This window comes from Comamonas sp. Z3, assembly GCF_008121565.1.
In the GTDB taxonomy this organism is placed as follows: domain Bacteria; phylum Pseudomonadota; class Gammaproteobacteria; order Burkholderiales; family Burkholderiaceae_C; genus Comamonas; species Comamonas brasiliensis.
In genome coordinates, this window is record NZ_VOQU01000001.1 from 109,279 (window position 1) to 124,308 (window position 15,030).

Genomic DNA, 15,030 nt, shown 5'->3' on the forward strand with positions numbered 1-15,030 from the left:
TCCAAAGTTAGGAGGGATACACTGCATATGTGTTCACGTGTCTCAGGCAAGAGCTCTAGCGTCTAGAGGTTGTGTACACATGGTCCAGAAACGACAAAGGGGAATCGATTGGTACTCGACTCCCCTTTGTCTGGACCTTCGCCCCGGAGGGTGTAGAGAGTCCACTGCTGCTAGGCATGTGGGTAGCTTAGCGCACTCTGCCGGATTTTTAAAGGCGCTTTAAAAAAGGCCGTGCAATGTTTATCTACATTAAGCCGGGAGTGGTGGTCGCTGCAGTTGCAGTGATTGTCTACCTCATGAAGTGATTTCAGTGGGGAAGCCCTCGGATCCATCTCTAAAAGCGCCTCTCGAGGCGCTTTTTTTGACTCTGCGTTGCTGCCTCGTGGCCGGCTGAATGGATTCATGGATCGCCACCGCGCCGGTGCGGCGCCTCAAAAAGGAGCGGGGGAACGCTCCACGCTTGCCGGGCTTGGCCCGAAATACACCAAGCCATCCTCGATGGTGACGACAAGCACCCATCCGGGGTGAACTGCTTCTGTGATGTAGTCGCTGGCGCAGCCAAGCAGCTTGCGTCTAAGAGAGATGGATCTGCCTTGTGCGCGATCGAATTGACGCTTGAGGGGCTCTGACCTGTCAAACCTTGAACTCTTTGAGTGCGGCGAGGTCAAATTTGCGTGATGCCCGAGCTGCGGGTAAGGCAGGAGGATCTAAAGTCATCTTGCACTGTTGTAGGAAATACCCCTGAGGTTGCACAATTTTGTTTAAAGTGCTGCGGGAGTTCCTGTACAGTCAAAGCTAGCTCGAGTGGTAACATTTGGTTGTACTTAACTACAGACGACTAGAGTGTCAACAGCCAAACCAAGTGGCGCGCCAGCACCTGCTCAGGTGGGTGCAGCTCAAGCTATACGGGACGTATTCATTGCGTCCATTAATAAGGGACAGTTCCCTTTCGCCGTTGTTGGCGCTATCTTGGCACTTCTGCTGATGCGAGTGCCCCAAGAGGACATCGTGCCGCTTATCAAATGGATGGTTGAGACCGTTGGATCAGCCTACTACTTGGGTTATCTGCTGTTTGTTGCGACGGTATTTGCATGGTACTTCCATGCTCAACGGGTCAGGAAGGAATTCTCGGCCCAGTTCGACGCTTTTAGGTCTGGCCAGAAGGTCGTTCCTTCGCGTCAGAAAGGAGCCAGCAAATGATGCTTGGATACATTTTTTTGACATTGCTTCTGCTGTCATTCGTTTTTTTTATTTTGGACGGGATCGTTGGTCCTTCGGAGCAGGTGCTCATCCGGTTCTCGCTGCATAAGACGGCTCAGGAAGTGGATGAGATCGCCGCCACAGGCGGTGTCGATAAAAGCGTTGTGCGTCGTCTTCGCAGCATGTCCCATAACTTGATCAACAACATGGCGCGCTTCAATCTCACGACACTTGCAAGCATCAAGTATCAGATGGAGAAAGATCCGAAGTTCCGGGAGGAATCTGAGCAACGTGTAGCTGAGCTGAAGCAATGCGAGAACGAGGATGTGCTCGATGTCTTAGCTCACATAGTGCGTGTTGGTGATCGAGTTCTATTTTGGAACTCGGTTGGCTGGATGGTGTTCATCATCCCAATCGCACTTTGCGTGGGACTGTTTGGACGCTTCCAAGCGGGAGTCAAGCTGCTTTTGACTACCCCTCAGAAGAGCTTGGATAAATATGACATCAGCCTCACGTGCTGAGACAACTTAGATAAAAAGCCCGCTCAAAGCGGGCTTTTTTGCTTTGATGGGGTGACAGAATCTGCAATAGGAGACCTGTAGAAGGCGGCTGGCCGCATACATCAACAGCCTACCGCCTCTGGCACTGCAGGGCTGGGTGATGAGGGGTGTGCATCGTGGGAGCGCCCCAGTGCGGGCCCTGGCACGCACCACCAGCTTTGTCGGATGTGTCGATGGTTGACATTCCACTCCTGCCCGCTCAGTCGCAGGCCGCCGCCATTGATCAGCATGAGGTGGCAGTGCTCAAGCGGCTTGATCAGCTCTGGCACAGTGGGTGCATCCGGGCCGGGTAGCAGATAGGCCTTGCATAGAGGCATGCCGACCACTGGCGTCTTTGAGTGCATATACAGCCAGCCATAGACGCCATTGGCCTTTGCGACCTCTGGCGGCAGTCTCGTGCCGTCTAGATAGAGCTGATAGATAGTGCACCACATACTGTTGATTTATACAGTAAAAAAATTTCCCGACTTGTTAGCATGCACTCATGTGCAACCGCTACAAAACCCCCTCCGAGATCGAAATAGAGCGGCATTTCCGAATCGGGCGGGAGTCCCCCGGCTGGTGGAAGGATGAGCGGCTCGACATCTTTCCGCGCGCGCCTGGTCCGTTTCTGCGCCGGGCGGTCGATGACCCGGGCTACAGCATCGAAGGCGCGGCGGGCCTGTGGGGTCTGATCCCCTGGTTTGCGAAAGAGCGCACGCTGAAATACAGCACCAACAATGCGCGCTCTGAGGAGCTCGCAGACAAGCCCAGTTACAAGGCGCCCTGGGCGCGCGGTCAGCGCTGCATCATTCCCGCCTGGAGCTTTGATGAGCCGTGCTGGGAGACTGGCAAAAACGTGTGGTGGAGATTTCGCCGGGCCGATGGCGCGCCGTGGGCGCTGGCCGGGCTGTGGAATCGCTGGAATGATCCCAAGACAGGAGAGCTCGTGGAGAGCTACACCATGCTGACCATCAATGCCGACTCACATCCCCTGATGAGTCGCATGCATAAGCCAGATCCCAAGCTGCCGGCGGACCAGCAGGACAAGCGCAGCGTGATACCGATCGAGGTGCAGGATATTGATCAGTGGCTGGCCGGGACATTAAGCGAGGCTGGCCAGTTGCTTAGAATGGCTCCCGTGGGCGTATTCGATGCGGCTCCTGCATAGGCGCCAGATCCGCCAATCAGGCCGGGATAGTTGTGCCGCCACAACGAGAATTAGGTGCAAATTTGGTTGCGGTGGCGAGAAAGGTAGCGGGTTTGTAAGTCATTGATATGAAATGAATCATTCAGATTGCAAATCCGGTTAGACCAGTTCGACTCTGGTTCGCGCCTCCAAACTTGTGGCACAAGCCCTGCAGATAACAGTCTGCAGGGCTTTTTGCTTTATGTGCCTGCTTTCGTGTGGTTGAAGAGCTGCATATGGCTGCACATGGGGCAGCGGGCGGCCGCGTTCTTGCCACCGGGCGCTCATGCGGCCGCTGCAGGCTGTCTGCCGCTCGCCATGAAAAAGCCCAGGCAATGCCTGGGCCGAACGCCAAAGGCCGCAGGGCCTCGGTTCAGACGGTTTCGGTCAGCGCGACACCTTGGCGCAAGGTCTTGGCGGCGTCTACCATATGCTGCAGCGCGGGAATCACTTCGGCCCATTGGCGTGTCTTGAGGCCGCAGTCGGGATTGACCCAGAGGCGTTCGGCGGGAATGCGCTCTGCTGCCTTCTGCATGAGCTGCAGAATGTCTGCCTTGGTGGGAATATTGGGCGAGTGGATGTCGTAGACCCCCGGGCCGATCTCATTGGGGTAGTCGAAGTGCTCGAAAGCCTCCAGCAACTCCATGTCCGAGCGCGAAGTCTCTATGGTGATCACGTCGGCATCCATGGCCGCAATCGACGCCATGATGTCGTTGAATTCCGAATAGCACATATGGGTGTGAATCTGGGTTGCATCGGCAACGCCATTGGCGCTGATGCGGAACGCTTCCACGGCCCAGTGCAGGTATTCCTGCCATTGTGATTTGCGCAATGGCAGGCCCTCGCGCAATGCGGCCTCGTCGATCTGGATCACGCGCACGCCAGCTCTTTCCAGGTCCAGCACTTCTGCGCGAATCGCCAGAGCCAGCTGGTAGCAGGATGTGGCGCGCGGCTGGTCGTCGCGCACGAATGACCAGTTCAGAATGGTGACCGGGCCTGTCAGCATGCCTTTCATGGGTTTGCGGGTCAAGGACTGGGCGTACAGGATCCATTCCGTCGTCATCGCCTTGGGGCGGCTGATGTCGCCGAACAGAATGGGCGGCTTGACGCAGCGTGAGCCGTAGGACTGGACCCAGCCGAACTGGCTGAAGGCATAACCGTCGAGCTGTTCGCCGAAATATTCGACCATGTCGTTGCGCTCGGCCTCGCCATGCACGAGCACGTCCAGCCCCAGGGCCTCCTGCTCTTGCACGCAGCGTTCGATCTCGGCGCGCATGGCGCCTTGGTAGCGGGCGAAATCCAGGCGACCGGCCTTGAATTCGCTGCGTGCCTGGCGGATCTCTGCCGTCTGTGGGAAAGAGCCGATGGTGGTGGTCGGGAAGGCTGGCAGCTTGAGCAGGCGGGCTTGCTTGGGGGCGCGTGCTTCGTAGCTGCTCTGGCGCTGGCCCTGCTCGGGGCTGATCTGCCTGACTGCCGCTTGCACCGCAGGGCTGTGGACGCGGGGAGAGCTGCGGCGGGCGGCCAGAGCGGCAGCGTTATCGGCCAGTTCGGGCTTGACGCAATCTCGGCCATGGCGCAAAGCCTTGCCCAGCACGCGCAGCTCATCGAGCTTTTGCAGCGCATAGGCCAGCCAGGACTTGATGTCGGGATCCAGCCTTTGCTCGCTGTTCAGATCCACGGGTACATGCAGCAAGGAGCACGATGGCGCAATCCAGAGACGCTCGCCTAGGCGCTCGGCCAGCGGCTCCACCCAGTCGAGCACGGCATTCAGATCGGTTTTCCAGATATTGCGGCCGTTGATCACCCCCAGGGACAACACCTTGTGTGCAGGAAGCAGACCCAGCAGTTGCTGCACATCGTCCTGACCATTGACGGCATCGATGTGCAGGCCGGCCACGGGCAGGTTTGCTGCCAGATACTTGTTTTCGGCCAACTGGCCGAAATAGGTCGCCAGCAGCAGCTTGACCCTGCAGCTCTTGAGGTGGTGGTAGGCAGTGTTGAACGCATGTTGCCAGTCGCCATCGAGCTCGGTGACCAGAATGGGCTCGTCCATCTGCACCCATTCCACGCCCTGGGTCGCCAGCACATCCAGCAGCTGGGCATAGACTGGCAGCAGGCGTTGCAGCAGCTCCAGCTTGCCGGCGCCGTCCTTGGCCTTGCCCAGCGCCAGATAGGTGACGGGGCCGATGAGAACCGGTTTGGCCTGTATGCCTTGTGCCCTGGCTTCGGCCAGTTGTTCCAGCAGGCGCGATGCATCGAGCTTGAATTCGGTGGTCGAGCTGAACTCGGGCACGATGTAGTGGTAGTTGGTGTCAAACCACTTGGTCATCTCGCCAGCGGCGACGCCAGCGCAGCAGTGGGTGTGGCCGGTACTGCGGAATTCGGCCGTGATGGCCGAACGGCCGCGGGCCACGCGAAAGTAGTTGTCCAGCGCATCGCCTTCGAAGCCTTGCACCCGTTCGGGCAGATTGCCCAGCGTAAAGCTCATGTCCAGTACCTGGTCGTAGAAAGCGAAGTCGCCCACGGGCACCCAGTCCAGCTCTTGCTGGGCACCCCAGTGGCGTTGGCGCAGCTCGGCGCCCAGCGCCTTGAGCGCATCGCGCGAGGTCTCGCCTCTCCAGTAGGACTCCAGCGCGAACTTCAGTTCGCGCTTTGCGCCGATGCGAGGAAAGCCCAGGTTGTGAATAGTCGTCATGCAGAAATCCAGTCTTTTGATCTTTGGCCCATGGCCAGAGTGGCTCGGGTCAGCGGACTGGATGTTCTTTGAATCGATACATGAAGTAAAATGGTTGTTTCTCATGTATCCATGAATTGTGTTCACAGATGATTGAGCGTATCCATCTCGCCATCGTGCAAGAGGTTGAAAAACAAGGCTCTTTGACTGCGGCAGCCGATGTGTTGTGCGTCACACAGTCCGCCCTGAGCCACAGCATGAGAAAGCTGGAAGCCCAGCTCGGCACCGATGTCTGGCTGCGTGAAGGGCGCAGCCTGCGCTTGACGCAGGCGGGTCAATACCTGCTGGCGGTGGCCAATCGCGTGCTGCCTCAGCTGGATCTGGCCGAGTCACGCTTGCAGCAATTTGCCCAGGGAGAGCGCGGCAGCTTGCGCATCGGCATGGAATGCCATCCTTGCTACCAGTGGCTGCTGAAAATCGTCTCACCCTATCTGGCCGCCTGGCCCGATGTGGACGTGGACGTGAAGCAGAAGTTTCAGTTTGGCGGCATCGGTGCGCTGTTCGGCTATGAGATCGACATGCTGGTCACCCCCGATCCGCTGTTCAAGCCGGGTCTGCACTTTGAGCCCGTCTTTGACTATGAGCAGGTGCTGGTGGTGGCTGCGGATCACGCCCTGGCCCAGGCCGGCCATGTCAAGCCAGGTGATCTGTCTCGCGAGGTGCTGATTACCTATCCCGTGGCCGTAGACCGGCTCGATATCTATACCCAGTTTTTGCTGCCCAAAGGCATTGCCCCCAGGCGCCATAAAACCATAGAGACCACCGACATCATGATGCAGATGGTCGCCAGCGGTCGGGGTGTCGCGGCCCTGCCGCGCTGGCTGGCTCTGGAATATGCCGAAAAGATGGCCGTCGTACCCGTGAAGCTGGGCAGCAAGGGGATAGCCAAGCAAATCTACCTCGGCGCGCGCGAGGCAGAGTTGCATACCGACTATCTACAGGCCTTTATTGCGCTGGCACGAGCACCTGGCCTGGCTCTGCCTGCTGCGGCACCTCCTCAGAAAGACTCCTGAAAAGATAGCTTAAATCTATTGCTGGATAATCGATGACGGCTGATTCACATGTTGATGGCCGTCATGCCCGGTGCCGACGCCCGGTCGGCTTGCCGTCCGGCTTGCACGCCCCACAGCCACATGGCGCCGCCCGCCAGCAGTGTCAGCACAAACGATTGCTGTGCGCCCCAGTGGTCGATCAGCCAGCCGGCAGCGGCTGCACCCAGGGCCACGCCGCTGGCGAGGCCGGTCAGCAGCCAGGTCATGCCCTCGGTCAGGCGGTTGGTGTGTACCTGCTGCTCCACCAGGCTCATGGCCACGGTAATCGTCGGGCCAAAGGTAATGCCTGCCAGCAGCACGGCCAGCGTGAGTGCGGTCAGATTGCTGGCCAGCAGCAGGGGCAGGGCGGAGATGGCGACCGATGCCCCGACCCAGACGATCTGGCGGCTGAGCGGCATCTGCAGGCGTAGCGTGCCAAACAGCAAGCCCATGGCGCAGGAGCCCAGTGCATAGAAGGACAGCACCACACTGGCCATGCCAGGCTGGCCCTGTGCCGTGGCAAAGGCCACGCTGGCCACATCGATCACGCCCACGATGACACCTTGCGCCAGCATGAACAGCGCCAGCGTGCGCACCACAGGCTGGCGCAGCATCGACGAAGTCCTGCCTTTTTCCGAGTCGGTATGCGGGCTGACAGGTGGTTCGGTGCGGCGTTGCACCACAAACAGGCCCACGCCGATGATGAGGAACAGCGCCGCAGCCAGCGGGCCGGCCTCGGGGAACAGCAGCATGCTGAGGCCTACCGACAGTGGCGGGCCGACGATAAAGGCCAGATCATCGAGCACGCCCTCCAGGGCAAACGCTGTCTGCAACTGAGGCGTACCGCTGTAGATTGCCGTCCAGCGGGCGCGAACCATCGCTGGCATGCTGGGCAGGCTGCCGACGGCAGCGGCCAGTACCAGCAGCATCCAGTCCGGTCCCTGCCAGTGGGCACAGGCAAGCAGCGCCAGCATGGACAGCGCACTGCTGGCGGCCGCAAACGGCAGCACCCTGAACTGGCCGTAACGGTCAACCAACGCCGAGATGCGCGGTGCCAGAACGGCAATCGAGAGCGCGAAACAGGCCGACACCATGCCTGCCAGCGTATAGGCGCCGCGCTGCTGCGACAGCATGGTGATCAAGCCGATCCCCGTCATGGACAGCGGAAGTCGCGCCAACAGCCCGGCCAGCACAAAACCCGTGCTGCCCGGCGCCGTAAACAGCTTGCGGTAAGCATTCAACATGGAAACCCTTGCATAGATTCATTTGCATACATTGTGTATGCGAGTGACATTCTAGGAGCTTGGGAGGTAGCGCGTATGATTGGCATACGCTTTGTATGTGAATATTGCCGGGAGTTCGCAGTGACCCAAGTTCGCCAGAGTCGTGCCAGCATGATCGAAGCCACCAGAGCCAAGCTGATCAGCGCGGCGCGCAGCGCTTTCGCCGAGCATGGCTATGCCCAGGCAGCGATGGACGAGTTGACCGCGCAGGCCGGTTTGACGCGCGGCGCGCTCTATCACCACTTTGGTGGCAAGCCTGGTCTGCTGGCTGCCGTGGTGGCGCAGATGGATGAAGAAATGGACCAGCGGCTGGAGCTTGTGCTGCGAGGCCATGCCGATCCATGGGAAGGCTTTCTGGCCTATTGCCGGGCCTATCTGGCCATGGCGCAGGAGGCTGAGATTCGTCGCATCGTGCTGCAGGATGCGCGCTCTGTGCTCACCGGTACCGATCAGGGGCCGCAGCATCAGCAATGCATTGCTTTTATCGCGGGCTTTTTGCAGCAGCTCATCGACGAGGGCATCATCGTGAATGCCAGTGCAGCGGCGCTGGCAAGGTTGCTCAACGGCTGCCTGATCGAAGCGGCTTTCTGGATTGCCGAGGAGGGCGCCCCGCCCGAGCGCCTGAGCGAGGCCCTGCAGGCGCTGGAGCTGATGCTGCAGGGCTGGAAGGCGGCCTGAGCTGGTGCCCAAGCGGGTATCTTCGATGTCTGCAGGCTGACCACCGAAGACGGGTTCAGGAAGACACAGTGGCGGCGCTGCTGTATCTGTTGCATGCGGCGCAATCCTGATGGAAAAGTGGCCGGGCTTCGGTGATGCTTTGCGCATGACTCTTCACCCAAACCTTGGAGCTGCACATGACAACTGAACCGAAGATCAAAGGCCCGGCCTCCTACTTTCCCTCCATCGAGAAAACCTACGGCCAGCCGGTCACGCACTGGATCAAGATTCTCGAAGGCCTGCACGACAAGAAACATATGGAGCAGGTCACGTATCTCAAGGTCGAGCATGGCATCGGCCATGGACATGCGAACGCGCTGGTCGCATACCATCGGGCGCAATCCGGGGCCCAGTGAGAGTGCATCGTGCCGAGTCGCGGGCGTCAGAAGTGACGTGCGACCTGGCACTGTCTATCCGTCGCGAGCCCTGCACCTCCAGCGATCCCCATGAAATTCAAGAAAGTGCTCCGTGAAGCGTTGCGGCTCTGGCCATCGCAAATATGGATTTCTGACGGACGCCGCATGGCCGGCGACGGGGCGGATGTTTCCCCAGCTGTCCGAACACTGGGAGATGGCGCAAGCCCATGCCAAAGCGTGGAGTGAGGCGCATCAGCTGATGGTCTGGGCGATCTTCTGCGCATGGCACAAAGCTGCGGTTGCAGACTTCAAGGCGGGTCGGGGCCGGATTGCCAAATCGGACCTGGATATGCGGCATCTCCGCCAGAAGTACGAAGAAAGCCTGTTCGCGGATGGCAGCCGCTACCCACGCCAGATGCTGCGCGCCTGTCGCCGTGAGCTGAAGGTCAGGCCAGGACCTGCTCCATAGGCTCTGCCTCCAGGCGGGATGATCAAAAAAACAGCGTGCAACGCTTGATGTCCAGGCGTTGCACGCTGCCTGCTCCTCGGGACATGCCCTGGGGTTACTGGTACTTCTGCTCCAGCCCATCCCAGAAGTCCTTGTTCACTAGGCGCTGGCGCTCAAGAAACGGAGCAACGATGGCAGGGTCCTCATCAACCTTGTGATCGTCACGCAGCAGCGTCAGGCACTTTTGCATGCCGGCCACGGCACCTTGCAGTGCGGCGTTGGCGTACAGCACAAAGCCATAGCCCAGCTCGCCCAGTTCGTCGGCGTTGAAGATGGGGGTCTTGCCGCCGATGACCATATTCATGAGCTGCGGGGCTTGCAGACGCAGCGGCAGGGCGCGCACTTCTTCGGCCTGGGTGACGGCCTCGACAAACAGGATGTCGGCGCCGGCTTCCTGGAATTGCTGGGCGCGTTCGATGGCGGCCTCAAAACCATGGACGGCTGCAGCGTCGGTACGGGCCATGATGAGGGTGCCGCTATCGCGGCGCGCATCGACGGCGGCGCGGATCTTGCCCAGCATTTCGCTGGTTTCGATCACGGCCTTGCCATTGAAGTGGCCGCAGCGCTTGGGGCTGACCTGGTCTTCGAGCTGAATGCAGTCGGCACCGGCACGCTCCAGCGTGCGCACGGCATGGTAGGTATTGACGGCGTTGCCAAAACCGGTGTCGGCATCGACCAGCAGCGGCACCTCCACGGCGTCGCGGATGCGGGCCGTATGGTCGGCGATATCGCTGAGACCCATAAAACCCTGGTCGGGCATGCCGAACCACATATTGGTCACGCCGGCACCGGTCACATAGATGGCTTCAAAGCCCAGGTCGGCGATCAGCCGCGCCGACATGGCGTTGAAGGCTCCGGGCACGATGACGCCGCGGCGGGCATCGGCCAGGGCCTTCAGTTGTTGTTTCGGGTTCATGAGATTTCTTGTTAAAAAGGACTTTGACGCTTATCTGATGGCTGTATCCAGCTATCAGGTTTGATAGCAGCATGCACTTCTGGCGGGTGCAGTCAGGCAGAGCTGCCTCCCAGCTCCGCAGAGGATTAGTCCAGCGAAATATGCGCGTTCTTGATCACCGGTCCCCACTTGGCGCGCTCGGCCTCCAGGTATTTGCCATAGGCCTGAGGCGTGCCGCCCATGATCTGGCCGCCGCTGCTTTCGATCATCTGGCGCAGCGACTTGTCGTTCTTGAGCGCTTCGTTGACGGCCTGGTTGAGCTTGGCCACCACGGAGTCGGGCGTACCGGCCGGCGCAATCATGCCCAGCCAGTTGTACGACTCAAAGCCCTTGACCCCGGCTTCGTCCAGAGTAGGCACGTCGGGCAGCACGGCCAGGCGGGTCTTGCTGGAGACGGCCAGGGCATTGATCTTTTTGGCCTTGATCGAAGGCAGGGCCGAGTAGCCCATCTCGAACATCATGGCCAGATGGCCGCCCATGAGGTCGGAGGCCGCCAGCGAGCCGCCCTTGTAGGGCACATGGGTCAGCTGGGTCTGGGTCTGGTAGGCCAGCAGTTCGCCCGACAGATGGTGGGCCCCGCCCACGCCCGAGGAGCCATAGGTCAGATCGCCGGGCTTGGCCTTGGCATGGGCCAGCAGTTGCTGGACGCTCTTGAAGGGCTGGTTGGGAGCCGTGGTCAGAAACAGGGGGGCCTGCTCGATGAGGATGATGGGCTTGAACGCCGTCCTGGCGTCATAGGGCATCTTCTTCATCAGCATGGGGTTGGTGACCAGGGGGCCGGGAGAGCCGAAGCCGAAGGTGTGGCCGTCGTTGGCCTTGGCGATGGCATCCGTGCCCGTCACGCCACCGGCACCGCCACGGTTGTCGATGATCACGGGCTGGCCCAGCACCTTGCCCAGCGAGTCGGCAATCAGGCGTGCGCGGGTGTCGGCATAGCCGCCTGCTGCATAGGGCACGATGAGCTTGACGGTGCGGGTGGGCCAGGCTTCAGAGCCCTGGGCCAGAGCGGCAGGGGCAGCGCCCAGCAAGGCGGTGGTGGCAGCGGCGCAGGCAGTGGCGCTGAGCAAGGCGTTTCTACGGGAAATCATGAATCAGGTCTCGGTATTGTTATAAGGCTCCAGCGCATATGGGGCATGCGCTGGCTGCTATGTTTTTTGCGCAGCTCACTTTTCCTGCATATGAGCTGCCTTGACGATCTCGCCCAGGCGCTTGCGCTCGGCATCGGCAAACTTCACGAACTCCGCACGTGTGCCGCCGACCGGCTCGATGCCCAGGCCCTTGAGCTTTTCCACGGTGGCGGGCTCCTTCATGGCCTTGTCCACGGCAGCAGCCAGCTTGTCCAGAATGGCGGGTGGTGTGCCCTTGGGGGCGTGAATGCCGGCCCAATGCGCGATCTGCAGGTCGGCAAAGCCTTGCTCCACGGCGGTGGAGAGCTGGGGGTAGGCGGAGATGCGCTGGGTCCAGGTCGTGGCCAGAGGCTTGAACTTGCCCTCATGAATGATGTGCGGCAGTGCGATGATGCTGGCTTCGGACGTGCCTTCAACCTGGCCGCCCAGCACGGCCGTGGTGCTCTCCGAACCGCTCTTGTAGGGCACGGGCTGCAGCTTGGCACCGTATTTCACATTCAGCATCTCGGCCACGAAGTGCGGCGTGCTGCCCGTGCCGGCGGTGGCAAAGTTGAAGCCTGCGCCCTTCTTCGAGGCTTCGACGAAGTCGCGCAGATTGTTGTAGGGCGCGTTCTTGGGCACCACGATCACCGAAGGTGCCAGGCCAATCATCACCACGGGCTGCAGAGCATCATCCTTGAAAGGCATGGTCTTCTTGATCATGCTGTTGGAGATGACGCCTGCCGCACTGACCAGCAGCGTGTAGCCATCGGGCTGGGCCTTGGCAACGATATCGGCACCCACGGTGCCACCTGCGCCGGGGCGGTTGTCGATCACCACGGGTTGGCCGAGGATCTTGGAAGCGCCTTCGGCCGCCGATCTGGCCATCAAGTCATTGGCGCCGCCTGCGGAAAACGGCACCACGAGGCGAATCGGGCGCGTGGGCCAGTCGGCGGCATGGGCCAGGCCAGTTGCGCCCAGCACGGAAAGAGTCAAGGCCTGGACAACCAGATTGCGACGGTTCAAAAACATGGATATCTCCTGGATCCAAATCCCTATTGGTATGGGCTGTTACCGCAAGCACTGTGCCAGACGGATCTAGGGAAAACCCTTTGCATCTCAAGTGATTGAAATCATTGGAGTTTCTGTGGTTTTGTGGAATGCCTGCCTGCGGTGGTGTGTGGCTTCTGTTTTGAGAATGAAATAATCGTTTTCATGAATGAAACAAATGCGATATCGAACGATGGCGTCAAACGTATGCCGACAGCTGGCCAGCCGCATTTGCCTCACATCGTCACCGTAGGCCGTTACCGTGTGGGGCGGGTGCTGGAGCGGCTGGCACAGCTCTGGTCGGGTGAGGCCAGGTTCTCGCATATCTCGGCTTCTTTCGACGATGCGGTGACCCAGGTGCAGGCGCTCAATCTGCGCCAGCCCATCGATGCCCTGGTGGGGGCGGGAGCCAGTGGTGCCTGGATTCGAGAACGCGTGGACATTCCAATGGCCATGGTCGAAGTGCGTGGCCTGGATTTGCTGCAGGCGCTGCGCCAGGCCAAGTTGCAGACCACCGAAGAAGCTCCGCGCGTGGGTCTGGTCAACTTCGAGGTGCCGTCGCCGGTGGTGGCGCAGTTCGACAGCCTGTTCGGCCTGGGTCTGGTCCAGATCGCCTATCAAGGTCCGCATGACGCCCAGGCCTGCGTGCAGAAACTCAGGGAGTCGGGCGTTGGCGCCGTGGTGGCGCCGGGCCTGGTGGCCGATCTGGCAGAGCAGGCGGGCATGGCCAGCGTGTTGCTGTATTCCGATATTTCGGTGCGCCAGGCGCTCAGCGACGCCATGCTGCTGGCCCGGCATCGCCGCGCCGAGCGTGACCGGCATCAACGGCTGGAAACCGTGTTGCATCAGTTGCAGGACGGTGTGGCGGCCGTGGACGAGCGTGGCCGCATTTGCGCGCTGAACCCACGCATGGCCGCCTTGCTCGGGGGCCCGGTCGAGGCCTTGCACGGCCGCATGCTGGACGAGGTGGCTCCGACCCTGGGCACGGCCCGGGCACTGGCGGGTGAGGAGGGGGGGGAAGAGGTGGTGCAACTGGCCCTGCGTACCCTGGTGGTGCGACGTGCGCCCATTGTGGAGAACGGGCTGGTGAGCGGCGCTTTGCTGGTCTGCCGCGATCCCGCCGTGATCCAGCGGGCCGATCGCAGCCTGCGTGCCAGTCAGCGGCAAAGAGCTACCGGTGTGCGCTGGCGCATTGAGGACTATCTGGGCAGCAGTCCCGCTGCCCAGCGCGTGCGACTGCTGGCCAGGCAGTATGCGAACAGCGATGCGACGGTGCTCGTTCTGGGCGAAAGCGGGACCGGCAAGGAGCTGGTGGCGCAAGGCATTCACAGCGCGGGACGGCGTGCAGAGCAGCCATTTCTGGCGGTCAACTGCGCAGCGCTCAGCGAAAGCTTGCTGGAGAGCGAGCTTTTCGGTTACGAGGAAGGCGCTTTTACCGGAGCCAGGCGCGGCGGCAAGATCGGCTTGATAGAGGCTGCGCATACCGGGACCCTGTTTCTCGATGAAATTGGCGACATGCCGCTGGCGCTGCAATCACGCTTGTTGCGCGTGCTGCAGGAGCGCGAGGTATTGCGCGTGGGTTCCACCACGCCGATTCCCGTGGATGTGCGCGTGATTGCCGCCACCCATGCGGACCTGGCTGGTCAGGTCGGGCGTGGCCAGTTCCGCCGCGACCTCTATTACCGGCTGGCGGTGCTGCGGCTGAGCACGCCTTCGCTGCAAATGCGTGGCACTGCCGATATTGCGCAACTGGGCCGCGCCATGCTGGCTCAGCGCCTGAGCGCTGCAAGCGGGTTGCCCCGCGCACTGCATGACAGGGTGGAGCAGCAGCTCGATGCACTGCTGGCCAGGGCTGCGGCGCATGACTGGCCCGGCAACGTCCGTGAACTCGACAACTGGGTGGAGCGTCTGCTGGCCTGTAGCGACTATCTGGGCTCAGGCCGGGGCGGCTTTCTGGATAGGGCGCGCTTGCTTGAGGTCTTCCCGGAGTGTGCCGATGGCCTGGCTCTGGCCGAGCCTGCCGCACCCCGGCAGGCACAGCTCAGAGACGCGGGTCGCCTTGCCGAACAGAAGCGATTGCGCGAGGTGCTGGAGTCGGTCGGGGGCGATCAGCGCCGGGCCTGTGAAATTCTCGGCATCAGCCGGGCCACTCTGTGGCGGCGCATGAAGGCTTAGCCGAGGTCCCGCGCTGTCGTACGTATTATTTTCGCCAATGGCTGGGATGCACGGCCTGAAATCCGGCGTCTGGCGCAACAATCTCCTGCCAGCCTCGGGCTTTCGAGGTCTCGAAGACTGCAGGCGCGGCAAGGCCGGGACGGACCACAAGGCAGGCTGGAGTTTTATCGATTGGGATCGGGAGAGA

The 15,030-nt window shown here is 60.9% G+C and carries 13 protein-coding genes; 8 read left to right on the forward strand and 5 right to left on the reverse strand.

Going from position 1 to position 15,030, the window contains the following annotated elements; translation table 11 throughout:
* Positions 1–843: 843 nt before the first annotated feature.
* From FSY59_RS27515 to FSY59_RS00580, 3 genes are all read left to right on the forward strand, one after another.
* Positions 844–1,200, forward strand: a complete 357-nt coding sequence (locus tag FSY59_RS27515; RefSeq protein WP_148728278.1) for a hypothetical protein — start codon at positions 844–846, stop codon at positions 1,198–1,200.
* The gene (locus tag FSY59_RS00570) at positions 1,197–1,721 is read left to right on the forward strand and encodes a hypothetical protein (protein WP_148728279.1); all 525 of its coding nucleotides are present in this window, start codon (positions 1,197–1,199) and stop codon (positions 1,719–1,721) included. Before FSY59_RS27515 ends, FSY59_RS00570 begins: the two co-directional genes overlap by 4 nt.
* 523 nt (positions 1,722–2,244) lie before the next feature.
* A complete protein-coding gene (locus FSY59_RS00580; protein ID WP_148728281.1) occupies positions 2,245–2,910 on the forward strand; it encodes an SOS response-associated peptidase in 666 nt (221 codons plus the stop codon).
* A gap of 391 nt (positions 2,911–3,301) precedes the next feature.
* Here the strand turns inward: FSY59_RS00580 and metE are convergent, their stop codons facing one another.
* Positions 3,302–5,623: a 5-methyltetrahydropteroyltriglutamate--homocysteine S-methyltransferase gene (gene metE / locus FSY59_RS00585; protein WP_148728282.1), complete on the reverse strand. Its 2,322-nt coding sequence runs from the start codon at positions 5,621–5,623 to the stop codon at positions 3,302–3,304.
* A gap of 128 nt (positions 5,624–5,751) precedes the next feature.
* Here metE and FSY59_RS00590 point away from each other — a divergent pair, with 128 nt between their 5' ends.
* Complete coding sequence (locus tag FSY59_RS00590; protein WP_003057500.1) at positions 5,752–6,675, forward strand: LysR family transcriptional regulator; 924 nt, start codon at positions 5,752–5,754, stop codon at positions 6,673–6,675.
* Positions 6,676–6,719: 44 nt separating this feature from the next.
* On the opposite strand, the gene FSY59_RS00595 is transcribed toward FSY59_RS00590, so the two are convergent.
* A complete protein-coding gene (locus tag FSY59_RS00595; protein ID WP_148728283.1) occupies positions 6,720–7,937 on the reverse strand; it encodes an MFS transporter in 1,218 nt (405 codons plus the stop codon).
* 150 nt (positions 7,938–8,087) lie between these two features.
* Here FSY59_RS00595 and FSY59_RS00600 point away from each other — a divergent pair, with 150 nt between their 5' ends.
* From FSY59_RS00600 to FSY59_RS00610, 3 genes are all read left to right on the forward strand, one after another.
* Positions 8,088–8,654: a TetR/AcrR family transcriptional regulator gene (locus FSY59_RS00600; protein WP_148728555.1), complete on the forward strand. Its 567-nt coding sequence runs from the start codon at positions 8,088–8,090 to the stop codon at positions 8,652–8,654.
* 176 nt (positions 8,655–8,830) lie between these two features.
* On the forward strand, positions 8,831–9,049 hold the full coding sequence (locus tag FSY59_RS00605) for a DUF4287 domain-containing protein (protein WP_003057496.1): 219 nt from the start codon (positions 8,831–8,833) through the stop codon (positions 9,047–9,049).
* Positions 9,050–9,161: 112 nt separating this feature from the next.
* The gene (locus FSY59_RS00610; protein WP_232536089.1) at positions 9,162–9,518 is read left to right on the forward strand and encodes a hypothetical protein; all 357 of its coding nucleotides are present in this window, start codon (positions 9,162–9,164) and stop codon (positions 9,516–9,518) included.
* Positions 9,519–9,612: 94 nt separating this feature from the next.
* Here FSY59_RS00610 and FSY59_RS00615 read toward each other — a convergent pair whose 3' ends face one another.
* The 3 genes from FSY59_RS00615 to FSY59_RS00625 all read right to left on the reverse strand — a co-directional run bounded on the left by FSY59_RS00615 (position 9,613) and on the right by FSY59_RS00625 (position 12,650).
* The gene (locus tag FSY59_RS00615; RefSeq protein ID WP_003057491.1) at positions 9,613–10,473 is read right to left on the reverse strand and encodes an oxaloacetate decarboxylase; all 861 of its coding nucleotides are present in this window, start codon (positions 10,471–10,473) and stop codon (positions 9,613–9,615) included.
* Positions 10,474–10,598: 125 nt separating this feature from the next.
* Positions 10,599–11,600, reverse strand: a complete 1,002-nt coding sequence (locus FSY59_RS00620; protein ID WP_148728284.1) for a tripartite tricarboxylate transporter substrate binding protein — start codon at positions 11,598–11,600, stop codon at positions 10,599–10,601.
* A 75-nt stretch (positions 11,601–11,675) separates the two neighbouring features.
* Positions 11,676–12,650, reverse strand: coding sequence for a tripartite tricarboxylate transporter substrate binding protein (locus tag FSY59_RS00625; RefSeq protein WP_003057487.1), 975 nt, complete (start codon positions 12,648–12,650; stop codon positions 11,676–11,678).
* 183 nt (positions 12,651–12,833) lie between these two features.
* Here FSY59_RS00625 and prpR point away from each other — a divergent pair, with 183 nt between their 5' ends.
* Entirely contained in the window at positions 12,834–14,843 is a 2,010-nt protein-coding gene (prpR, locus tag FSY59_RS00630) for a propionate catabolism operon regulatory protein PrpR (RefSeq protein ID WP_148728285.1), read from the forward strand.
* The last annotated feature ends 187 nt before the right edge of the window (positions 14,844–15,030 follow it).